The sequence below is a fragment of the Mesorhizobium sp. M4B.F.Ca.ET.017.02.2.1 genome (assembly GCF_003998955.1).
Taxonomy (GTDB): Bacteria; Pseudomonadota; Alphaproteobacteria; order Rhizobiales; family Rhizobiaceae; genus Mesorhizobium; species Mesorhizobium abyssinicae.
This window is the reverse complement of record NZ_RZOF01000263.1, coordinates 1-8,946: the sequence shown is the minus strand read 5'-3', so window position 1 is coordinate 8,946 and position 8,946 is coordinate 1. Positions and strand designations below refer to the sequence as shown.

The following is an 8,946-nucleotide window of genomic DNA, read 5'->3' as shown; positions in this document are numbered from 1 at the left end:
GCTTTCGGCATCGTCCAGGGCTCGATCTCCACCCGCTTCCGGTTGGAACCGTTCATCGTCACGCTCGCCGGCCTGCAGGCGGCGCGGGGCCTTGCGCTCATCGTTTCCGGCAACCAGTACATCAACATCTCCTATGGCGAGGGCCCGGGCCTGGCGCCGCCGGTGTTCGCGGTGCTGGGCGAGCGGCTGTTCGACAACACAGTGCCGGTGGCAACCATCGTCTTCATCGCCTTTGCCGCGATCGCCACGGTGGTGCTCAACACCACGCGTTTCGGCCGTTACGTCTTTGCCGTCGGCGGCAACGAGCGCGCCGCGCGCATTTCCGGCGTGCCGGTGTCGATGGTGAAGATCTCGGTCTACGCCATCACTGGCTTTGCCTCAGCACTTGCCGGTATCGTGCATGCCGGCCAGTTCAATTTCGGCAGCGCCAATGACGGCATGGGCTACGAGTTGACGGCGATCGCCGCCGTCGTCATCGGCGGCACCAGCCTGTTCGGCGGCGCCGGCTCGATGGTCGGCACCGTCGCCGGCACCATCATGCTCGGTGCGCTCGCCAACATCCTTCAGCTCAACAACATCACCCCAGCCACGCAGCTGCTCGCGACCGCCGCGATCATCGTGCTGGCGGCAGTGCTCCAATCCCTCGTTCGCCGCCGCGAGGGATTGGGCAGGTAGGAGGCCGGCGGCAAGCATACCCCCGAGACTGAAACCAAAGGTCTGTCCGCCCCCGGCCAGACGAGGAGGAGAGTGAGCATGAAAACCACACTGAGAGGATCGAAGCGTGCCCTCAAGGCCGCGCTTCTGGCAGGCGCAGGCCTGTGCATCGCCAGCACCGCCCAGGCCGCCGCCCCGATGGTCAAGGCCTGCGCCAAGGACGGCCAGTTCGTCATCGGCTTTTCGCAGGCCAACAACGCCGAGCCCTATCGCCAGCACGTCAATGACGAGCTGACGGCCGCGGCCAAGGACGTTCCGCAGTTCACGCTGCAGATCGCCGACGGCGCCGGCAACGTCAACACGCAGACGTCGCAGGTCGACAACTTCATCACTCAGAAGGTCGATCTCCTGCTGATCTCGCCCTTCGAGGCCGCCCCTCTGACGCCGGCCGTCAAGCGCGCCATGGATGCCGGCATTCCGGTGATCGAGCTCGACCGCAAGACGGTCGGCGATCCCGGCAAGGACTACACCGCCTTCATCGGCGGCGACAATTACAAGATCGCGCTCGAGGCCGGGAAGTACACGGCAAAGACGCTGCTGCCCGACGGCGGCGAGACGGCGGTGCTGGAAGGCCTGCCGAGCTCGACGCCGGCGGTGGAGCGCCTCAACGGCTTCAAGGACGGCGTGAAGGAGAACGCCAAAATCCAGGTCGTCGCCGAGCAGGCCGCCGACTGGGTTCCGGATAAAGCCCAGACCGCCTTTGCCGCCATGCTGCAGGCGCATCCCGACATCAAGGTGCTCTACGCCTCGAACGACATGATGGCGGCGGGCGCGCTGCTGGCTGCCAAGGGCGCCGGCAAGGACGTCAAGATCATCGGCACCGACGGCCTGCCCGGCCCGGCCGGCGGCATCGAGGCCGTCGCCAAGGGCGACTGGGCGGCGACCTTCACCTATCCGACCGGCGCCAAGGAAGCGATCGAGATGTCGAAGAAGATCCTGCTCGACTGCGCGACCGCGGTGGAGCCGACGGTGACGGTGGAGACGACGGCGATCACGGCGGAGAACGCCAAGCAGCTGATGGGCAAATAGGCAGCACGCTAGACTCGATGGCGATAGGGTAAGGCCCCGTACGGGGCCTTGCTCTCGTCACGAAACGCCTAGCTCCGCCTCCTCGGCATTGGGATCGCCCGGCGCCGTCGCCCAGGCAAGCTCCACCAGCGTCACGGTGCGCCGGCCGGTGCCGTCGAGTTGGCAGACGATGAGGCCCTGCTCCTCGATATAGGTGAGCAGGCGGCGCGCGCGGCGCAGCGAGTGCGAGCCATAGGCGCGCGCGATCGCCGCGTCGCTCGGGCAGGGCCGGCTCTCCTTCGCCGCGCGGGCGATCATCATGAACACGCCCTGCATGTCTTCGGGCAGCAGCGAGGCGCGCACCGAGACGTCGCGCCAGGCGTCGTCTTCCGCCATTTCGGAGCCGAGGCCGGCCCGCGCCCGCGTCAGCATGCGGCGGAACTCGGCAAGGTCCGGCACCACCGAGGCCAGGCCCTCGATCCGGCACCGGACGACGAACTCCTGGTAGAGCACGCCGATGACGCGAAAACCGGCATCGGGTTCGGCGAGCACGGCACCGAGCACGCGGTCCATCCGTTCGCGCCGCTCGGCAAGATCCTCGGCGCTGGGTGCGGCCTCCGCCGGCTCGGGGCGGATCTCCAGCGCCGCCGATTTCGCCGCCATCAGCTGGTCGAGCAGGTCGGGCGAGGGCGCCCGGCGCTGCGGCCTGACCGTCTCGGGCGGCGGCGCGGCGAGGATGATCGCGCGCGCATCCTCAAGTGCAGCTTCCGGTAGCGGCATCAGCCGCGGCGTGCCGTTGCGCGGTTTTGTATCGGTCGGGCCGATGCGCAGGCCGAGCGGACGCCGCGACAGCGCCGGACCGAGCGCCATGAACTGCCCGCGCTCGAGGTCGCGAAACGCCTCCGCCTGCCGCCGCTCCATGCCGAGCAGGTCGGCGGCGCGCGCCATGTCGATGTCGAGGAAGGTGCGGCCCATCAGGAAGTTGGAGGCTTCCGCCGCGACGTTCTTGGCAAGCTTCGCCAGCCGCTGCGTGGCGATGATGCCGGCCAGCCCGCGCTTGCGGCCGCGGCACATCAAATTGGTCATCGCGCCGAGCGAAAGCTTGCGCGCCTCGTCGGAAACCTCGCCCGCCACCGCCGGCGCGAACAGCTGCGCCTCGTCCACCACCACCAGCATCGGATACCAGTGGTCGCGCGCGACCTCGAACAGCCCGCCGAGGAAGGCGGCGGCGCGCCGCATCTGGTTCTCGGCGTCGAGCCCCTCGAGGTTGAGGACGGTGGAGACGCGGTGGATGCGCGCCCGCTCGCCGGCCGCCTGCAGGCCGCGCTCGGTGTGCTCCTCGGCATCGATCACCAGATGACCGAAGCGCTCGGCGAGCGAGACGAAGTCGCCTTCAGGGTCGATGATGGTCTGCTGCACCCAGGGCGCGCTCTGTTCGAGCAGCCGGCGCAAGAGATGCGACTTGCCGGAGCCGGAATTGCCCTGCACCAGAAGCCGGGTCGCCAAAAGCTCCTCGAGGTCGAGGGCCGCCGTGGCCCCCGCGCTCGTCTCGCCCATCTCGATCGCAACCGTCATATTTCGACTCGAAAACCTTTACTACGGCGACAGGGCTTATCAACCGAAGCGCGGCGGGTCGAGCGCGCCGGGCATGGACGGGCCATTGTTCCCCAGCTCTTCAGTGGCCGTTCACGCCTGGCCGCACAAACCCCGAGCGCGCCGGACACGCGCCGGAGTGGGCGCAGGCCAGGGGCCGAGCGAAGTCCGCTTGACCATTCTCAAGCCCGGCGACATTGTGGACCACAAGTTGCAGTTCCTTAGCCAAGTGGTCGTGGCAAATGGATTTTCGCGACGCCATCGACAGATCGCAGGCCTGGGCCGGCGGATGGTTCGACTATGCCGCCACGCCGTGGTTCGTCTATCAGCTCGGCATCATCGCCGCACTGTTCGCGCTGGCCAAGCTCGCGGCGCTGCGCGTCGAGCCGCTGGTAGAGGGCCAGGCGCGCCAGATCAAGGGCCATCCCGGACTGTTGCGGGTGGTGATCGCCCTGCTGCGGCGCACCGACTGGATCCTGTTCACGCTCTTCCTGTTCGCCGCGCTCAGCCTGCTGCGCGCCGTCACCTGGCCAAGCCGCACCCATCTCATCCAGGTCGCGCTGCTGCTCGCGCGGGCGTGGCTGTTCGCGACGGTGCTGTCGCGCATCATCCGCAACCGCCTCGTCGCGCGCACGCTGGGCTGGCTGGCGTGGATCTATGCGGCCCTTGTCATCCTGCACGTCAGCGACGACGCGGCCACCGTCCTCGACAGCCTGGCAATCCCGCTCGGCGCGGTTCGGCTTTCTGCGCTCATGGTGCTGAAGGCGGCGCTGCTGCTGGTCGCGACGGTCTGGCTTGCGGTGGTCGTCGGCAATTACATCGATGAGCGTGTCCGCCTCTCCGAGGAGCTGACGCCGTCGATCCGCGTGCTTATCGGCAAGGTGGCCAAGATCGGCCTCGTGCTGGTGGCCGGCGCCGTGGCACTTTCCGCCGTCGGCCTCGACCTGACGGCGCTGACGGTGTTTTCCGGCGCCGTCGGCGTCGGTCTCGCCTTCGGCCTGCAGAAGGTCGTCTCGAACTTCGTCTCCGGCGTCATCATCCTGCTCGACAAGTCGATCAAGCCGGGCGACACCATTTCGCTCGAAGGCACCTTCGGCTGGATCCGCGAATTGCGGGCGCGCTTCGTCTCGGTGGTGACGCGCGACGGCCGCGAGTTCCTGATCCCCAACGAGGACTTCATCACCCAAAGGGTCATCAACTGGTCGTTCAGCGACAACCTCGTCCGGCTCGACGTGAACTTCGGCGTCTCCTACGACGCCGACCCGCATAAGGTCAGCGAACTGGCGATCGAGGCGGCGATCAGCGTCGGCCGGGTCGAGGCCGACCGGCGGCCGGTCTGCTGGCTGACCGATTTCGGCGACTCCTCGCTGAACTTCGTCCTGCGCTTCTGGATCCGCGACCCCCAGCAAGGCCTGACCAATGTGCGCGGCAAGGTGCTGCTGGCGCTGTGGGATACGTTCAAGGCGAATGGCATCAGCATTCCGTATCCGCACCGGGAGATCATTATGAAGCCGGGCGCGCCCAGCGGGCGATAAGGGCGGGTGGCGGGGCGTTACATGGCGAGATTGCAAGACCCTCGCCAGAGTTCTTTTCATCGCCGGCTGGAGTGCCTCATCTGGTCAGGTTCTCCCCTGCAGCTGTGAGCGAACGGAACCAGAAGAGCCCTGCCGCGTCATAATACAAGCAGGTTTTCGTGGAGTGACATCGATGCCCCGGCTCGTTCTGTTGGTCGCTGTGGCGCTTGCCCTCGCCTGTGGCGTGGCAGGGGCGGCCAAGCTGGACCCAGCCACCGTCAACGAGGCGCAATTCACCGCCGAGGAACCGAAAGGCTTCAGCCCCGTCCTGCTGAAGGCAGAGATTCTTCTGGATCGCGCCCGTTTCTCGCCAGGCTTGATCGAGGGCCGTGCATCAGAAAATTTCGCCAGGGCGGTCAGGGCCTTTCAGACGGCGAACGGATTGCCGTCCGACGGCAAGCTCACGCGCGAGACCTGGGACAGGCTGATGGCAACCTCCGCGAGCCCGGTCCTGGTTGCCTATGAGTTGACGCGCAAGGATGTGCGCGGACCTTTCACCAGGCATATCCCGGCCCGCATGGAGCGGATGGCCCGCCTGCCGAGGCTCGGCTATCACAATGCGACGGAGAGGCTGGCGGAGCGCTTCCATATCAGCGAGCAATTGCTCAGGCGGCTCAATCCGGGCATCGGCTTCAGGAAGGTCGGCACGAAATTGCTGGTGCCGGATGTTGGCCGGGGGGACCCTCCCGCCGCCATTGCCGGTGTCGAGGTCGACAAGGGCGCGCGCCAGGTGCGCGTGCTTGATCCTTCCGGCAAATGGCTCGCGGTCTTCCCGGCTTCGATTGGCAGCGACGAGAAGCCGGCGCCGACTGGCGAGGCGGAGGTCAAACGCGTGGTGCGCAATCCGACCTATCACTACGATCCGGACTTCGCTTTCAAGGGGGTCAAGGCCAAGCGGCCATTCACCATTGCTGCCGGCCCCAACAATCCCGTAGGCTCGGTCTGGATCGATCTCTCCATTGAGAGCTACGGCATTCACGGCACGCCCGAACCCGGCAAGATCGGCGCCACCTTCTCGCATGGCTGCATCAGGCTGACCAACTGGGATGCCGAGGACCTCGCGGCCATGGTGCGGAAAAGCACAAAGGTGAGCTTCAAGGACGAAATGGCGAACGCGGGCGACACGCCTCAGTAGGGCTCGCGCGTTGGCGGCGCGCGCATTCCAGCAGCCGATGAGGTCATTCAAATCTGATCTCATCAATACGCGAGCAAGGCCTTTCCGTATTTGGCCCACAGTTGCTCGCAGTCTCTGGCTCGAAGGGATGGCGTTCCCAGGTCGCCGTACAAAACCATCGCGGCACGGACATCGTAGCCCAGGATCTGAGCATTGGCGAGGAACTGGACGGCCTCGCCCAGACGGCGGACGTCGACAGCGGCATCGGTTTTGTTGGCGCTGTCAACTACCCCCAGGATCTCGGCTGCCGTGTTCCTGACTGCCAAAACAGCCGCCATCGCATCTTCGGTCATCATGTGGCCTGCCGACGAATCGTTTCATTCACATCCCTCGGCATCAGTGGCACAACACTGCGCGGCATGTCCTGAACGCGCCGAACGCTTCGCGACATTTGTTGATTGCACCTTGACGCAAACCACTCGGCCTGTTCACGCGTCAACCCGATGAGGCATTGGCTAGCGAATCCCGCCGGCTCATTAACGATCGTGTCAAATACGGCCCAAGTGTCGGTTGGCTCCCGGACCACCACGAATCTCATATTAGATACTCCTAATTAAACAACGCGCGAGGAGCGCTGCTGTTCCACCGCGCGGTGCCGTGCCGCCGAGTTGTCATCACGGTGCAGGCTTCACCGGCCGCCCCAGCCGTAGCGCCAACGCCGAGCATGCACTAACATTCCAGCCTAACCCCCTTGGGGCTGGCCGGCGATCTGTTCAAATGGGGAAGTACCCATGACCAATCATTGCTGTGGACCGGGCTATGCTTCTCCCGCCGAGGCGATGCGGGCGCCGCGCGAAAAGCTGCTCTATACGATTGCCATCTACACCGGCACGGGCATTCAGAAGCCGGACTATCTGTGCACCATCGATGTCGACCCGCAGAGCCCGACCTACAGCCAGGTGATTTCACGCCTGCAAATGCCGGGCATCGGCGATGAGCTGCATCATTCGGGCTGGAATGCCTGCTCGTCGTGCCATGGCGATGCCAGCATGGAGCGGAAATACCTGATTGTGCCGGGGGTGCGCTCGTCCAATCTGCATATTGTCGATTGCGGCACCGATCCCCGCAATCCGACCTTGTTCAAGGTCATCGACGGCGCCGAGATCAAGGCCAGGACCAATCTGTCGGCGCCGCACACGGTGCATTGCCTCGGCTCGGATATCATCGTCTCCATGCTTGGCGACGCGCAAGGCAATGCCCCCGGCGGCTATCTGCAGCTCAGCAAGGAGTTCGAGATCGTCGGCCGTTGGGAAAACTCCATGGGCGGCATCAAGTTCGGCTATGATTTCTGGTACCAGCCGCGGCACAACGTGATGGTCAGCTCGGAATGGGCCGCGCCCAACACCTTCATGCCCGGGTTCGACCTCGAAGAGGTCGGCCATCTGAAATATGGCCGCGAGATCCATTTCTGGGATTTCGAGAAGAAGGAGCCAAGGCAGACATTCTATCTCGGTGAAGACGGCCTGATCCCGCTGGAAGTGCGCTTCCATCACAATCCCGACAGCAGCCACGGTTTTGTCGGCGCGGCGCTTTCCGCAAACATCATCCATTGGTGGAAGGACGCGGCGGGCGACTGGCAATGGGAAAAGATCGTCGACGTCGAGAATGAGCCGCATCCCGAATGGCCGATCCCGATACCCGGCGTGATCTCGGTCATCCTGCTCTCGATGGACGACAGATACCTCTATCTGTGCAACTGGCTGCATGGCGACATCCGCCAGTACGACATCTCCGACCCTCACAACGCCAGGCTTACCGGACAGGTGTGGATGGGCGGACTGCTCGGCCGCGCGCCCGAGGTCAATGGCGTGAAGGTCACTGGCGGGCCGCAAATGATCCAGCTCAGCCTCGACGGCAAACGCCTCTATGTGACGACCTCGCTGTTCTCGACCTGGGACAACCAGTTCTATCCGGAAATCCGCACCAATGGCGGCTGCATGCTGATGGTCAATTGCGATACGGAAAACGGCGGCATGGCAATCGATCCGCGCTTTGTCGTCGATTTCGGCAAGGAACCGAACGGGCCGAGCCGCTGTCACGAAACCCGTTATCCCGGCGGTGATTGCACGAGCGACATCTGGGTATGACCAGCTTCACCATCACGCTCGCCAACCAGGGCGGCGCGGCCTTTGCGGTCGATCGCCGCAAGCCGCTCCTGCAGAGCCTGCGCGAGCAGGGCGTGGACCTGCCTTACGGCTGCAAGTATGGCGGCTGCATAAGCTGCGCGGCCAAGATGATCAGCGGCAAGGTCGATCAGAGGGCGCAGGTGGCGCTGAACAACCGCCAGATAAACAATGGCTACATCATCCTCTGCGTTGCCCGCCCGCTGAGCGACTGCACGCTGGAGGTCGGCGTCGAAAGCCACGACAAGCTCTACCGCAACCCCTTCCTCGACCCCTTGGCCGCGCATGAGTTGAAAGCCGATATCGCGACCCCGCTGGACGACAAGAAATGACCCATATGAACCACGATGAGCCCTATCCGGAGGCTTATCTGCAAGAAATCCTGAAATCGGTCAAAACCATCGCGATGGTGGGCGCCAGCCCCGACAAGACCAAGTTTTCCTATGGTGTCCTGAGGGTGCTGCACGAAACCGGCTACGACATGATCCCGGTCAACCCCAGTTCCGGCGTCAAGGAAATTCGCGGACTTAAAGTGTACCCATCGCTGGCGGCCATCGACCGGCCTGTCGACATGGTCGAGGTGTTCCGCCGCTCGGAGGATCTGCTGGAAGTCGCGCAGGAAGCCATCGCCATCAATGCCAAGGTGCTGTGGGGCCAGATCGGGGTGAGGGATGACGCTGCCGCCCGGCTGGCGGAGGAGGCGGGCTTGAAAGTGGTGATGAACCGCTGTCCCAAGATCGAATTGTTCCGCCCCTTCTGG

9 protein-coding genes are annotated in these 8,946 nt (G+C 64.7%); 7 read left to right on the top strand and 2 right to left on the bottom strand.

Annotated elements, in window-relative coordinates; all coding sequences use genetic code 11:
• On the top strand, positions 1 to 675 hold a 675-nt coding region (locus EN738_RS25200; RefSeq protein ID WP_145966926.1), incomplete at its 5' end, for an ABC transporter permease.
• Positions 676 to 753: 78 nt separating this feature from the next.
• Positions 754 to 1,743 (top strand): substrate-binding domain-containing protein, encoded by a 990-nt coding sequence (locus EN738_RS25195; protein ID WP_127286074.1) that lies wholly within the window; start codon positions 754 to 756, stop codon positions 1,741 to 1,743.
• A gap of 57 nt (positions 1,744 to 1,800) precedes the next feature.
• Here EN738_RS25195 and EN738_RS25190 read toward each other — a convergent pair whose 3' ends face one another.
• The gene (locus EN738_RS25190; RefSeq protein WP_127286073.1) at positions 1,801 to 3,297 is read right to left on the bottom strand and encodes an ATP-binding protein; all 1,497 of its coding nucleotides are present in this window, start codon (positions 3,295 to 3,297) and stop codon (positions 1,801 to 1,803) included.
• A gap of 260 nt (positions 3,298 to 3,557) precedes the next feature.
• On the opposite strand from EN738_RS25190, the gene EN738_RS25185 reads away from it, so the two are divergent.
• Together EN738_RS25185 and EN738_RS25180 are read left to right on the top strand one after the other, a co-directional pair.
• Complete coding sequence (locus EN738_RS25185) at positions 3,558 to 4,850, top strand: mechanosensitive ion channel domain-containing protein (protein WP_127286072.1); 1,293 nt, start codon at positions 3,558 to 3,560, stop codon at positions 4,848 to 4,850.
• 172 nt (positions 4,851 to 5,022) lie between these two features.
• On the top strand, positions 5,023 to 6,024 hold the full coding sequence (locus tag EN738_RS25180) for a L,D-transpeptidase (RefSeq protein ID WP_127286071.1): 1,002 nt from the start codon (positions 5,023 to 5,025) through the stop codon (positions 6,022 to 6,024).
• 62 nt (positions 6,025 to 6,086) lie between these two features.
• Here the strand turns inward: EN738_RS25180 and EN738_RS25175 are convergent, their stop codons facing one another.
• Complete coding sequence (locus tag EN738_RS25175) at positions 6,087 to 6,359, bottom strand: hypothetical protein (RefSeq protein ID WP_127286070.1); 273 nt, start codon at positions 6,357 to 6,359, stop codon at positions 6,087 to 6,089.
• A 435-nt stretch (positions 6,360 to 6,794) separates the two neighbouring features.
• Between EN738_RS25175 and EN738_RS25165 the strand changes: the two genes are divergently transcribed.
• The 3 genes from EN738_RS25165 to EN738_RS25155 all read left to right on the top strand — a co-directional run.
• The gene (locus tag EN738_RS25165) at positions 6,795 to 8,150 is read left to right on the top strand and encodes a selenium-binding family protein (protein WP_127286068.1); all 1,356 of its coding nucleotides are present in this window, start codon (positions 6,795 to 6,797) and stop codon (positions 8,148 to 8,150) included.
• Positions 8,147 to 8,518 (top strand): 2Fe-2S iron-sulfur cluster-binding protein, encoded by a 372-nt coding sequence (locus EN738_RS25160; protein WP_127286067.1) that lies wholly within the window; start codon positions 8,147 to 8,149, stop codon positions 8,516 to 8,518. Before EN738_RS25165 ends, EN738_RS25160 begins: the two co-directional genes overlap by 4 nt.
• On the top strand, positions 8,515 to 8,946 hold a 432-nt coding region (locus EN738_RS25155), incomplete at its 3' end, for a CoA-binding protein (protein WP_145966925.1). The genes EN738_RS25160 and EN738_RS25155, both read left to right, overlap by 4 nt.